Origin of the sequence: Cryobacterium sp. N22 (assembly GCF_002929555.1) — a bacterium.
Taxonomy (GTDB): Bacteria; Actinomycetota; Actinomycetes; order Actinomycetales; family Microbacteriaceae; genus Cryobacterium.
This window is the reverse complement of the sequence record NZ_PJJP01000002.1, coordinates 1-1,262: the sequence shown is the minus strand read 5'-3', so window position 1 is coordinate 1,262 and position 1,262 is coordinate 1. Positions and strand designations below refer to the sequence as shown.

Below are 1,262 nucleotides of genomic sequence, written 5' to 3'. Positions count from 1 at the left end.
GGCAAAGTCATACGGTCGTAGCAACGCTCTGATCTAAGGAGCGTTTCATGGGCAAGTTGTTTCCCCCGAATGCCCGTACTGAGTTCGTTGACCTGGTGTGCGCCGGGATGCCGGTTCAGCGCGCTGCGAAGGCTGTGGGCGCGTCGAGTAGGAGCGGAGCTGACTGGTGGGCTCAGTCTGGTCAGATGACTGTGAAGATGGGCCAGGTGGGTGGGCTAGCCGATCCTGCGCCGTCGCCGGAAGGACCAGGCCGGGCGCTCAGTGAGGCGGAGCGGGGCATGATTCAGATGGGCCGGAGGAGGGGGTTGAGCTACGCCGAGATCGGGGAAGTGATCGGCCGGAATAAGTCCGTGGTCTGGCGGGAAGTAGACCGCAACAGCAGCCCGGACGGGGTCTACTACGCGTCCGTCGCCCACGCGCGAGCGCATCAGTCGCGTCGGCGGCCGAAGCCGTTGAAGCTGATCGAGAACGAAGCGCTCTGCGGCGCAATCGAGCTCTGGATGGATGACGGGTGGAGCCCGAAATTGATCTCGCTCATGTTGGCGGTCACCTTCCCGGATGACCAGACTATGCAAGTGAGTCACGAGACGATCTACCAAGCCCTCTACGTTCAAACCCGTGGAAAACTGCGGGCAGACCTGGCAGAGAAGCTCTCCACGAAGCGAAAGAAACGCGTCTCTCATGACGCTGACCGGAAGTCGAGCAGCCCCTACAAGGAGGCGTTCAAGATCAGCGACCGGCCGGCCGAGATCACAGACCGAGCGATCCCCGGGCACTGGGAAGGCGACCTCATCATCGGCTGCGATGGCACCGCGATCGGTACCCTCGTGGAACGCATGACCCGGTTCACGATCCTGCTGCACCTGCCCGAGAACCACACCGCAGACACCGTCGCTGCCGCGATGATCAGCGAGATGAGAAAGCTGCCCGACCACCTCCGCCAAAGCGTGACATGGGACCGCGGAACTGAACTGGCCGAGTACGCCAAGATCCAAACCGAGCTGCACACAACGCTCTATTTCTGCGACCCGCACTCGCCCTGGCAGCGGGGCACCAACGAGAACACCAACCGGCTGCTGCGCTTCTGGTTCGAGAAAGGCTCCGACCTCTCTGCCCACACCCCCGACGACCTCCGCCGGGTCGCCGCGACACTGAACCGTCGGCCACGCCCCACTCTCAACCTCGAGACCCCAGCCAACCGGCTGAACCAGCTGCTCCTCGCAGCATAAAACCACGCGTTGCTCCCACAGCTTGACTTTGCC

Annotated in this window: 1 protein-coding gene; it reads left to right on the top strand. The window is 62.9% G+C overall.

The features are described 5' to 3' along the window. The first annotated feature begins 47 nt into the window (after positions 1 to 47). Positions 48 to 1,229, top strand: a complete 1,182-nt coding sequence (locus tag CXY76_RS00010; protein ID WP_104162240.1) for an IS30 family transposase — start codon at positions 48 to 50, stop codon at positions 1,227 to 1,229. Positions 1,230 to 1,262 lie beyond the last annotated feature (33 nt).

Bases quoted from the DNA above. Each gene is read 5' to 3' on its own strand.
- CXY76_RS00010 (WP_104162240.1), top strand. From the start codon at position 48: ATGGGCAAGTTGTTTCCCCCGAATGCCCGTACTGAGTTCGTTGACCTG.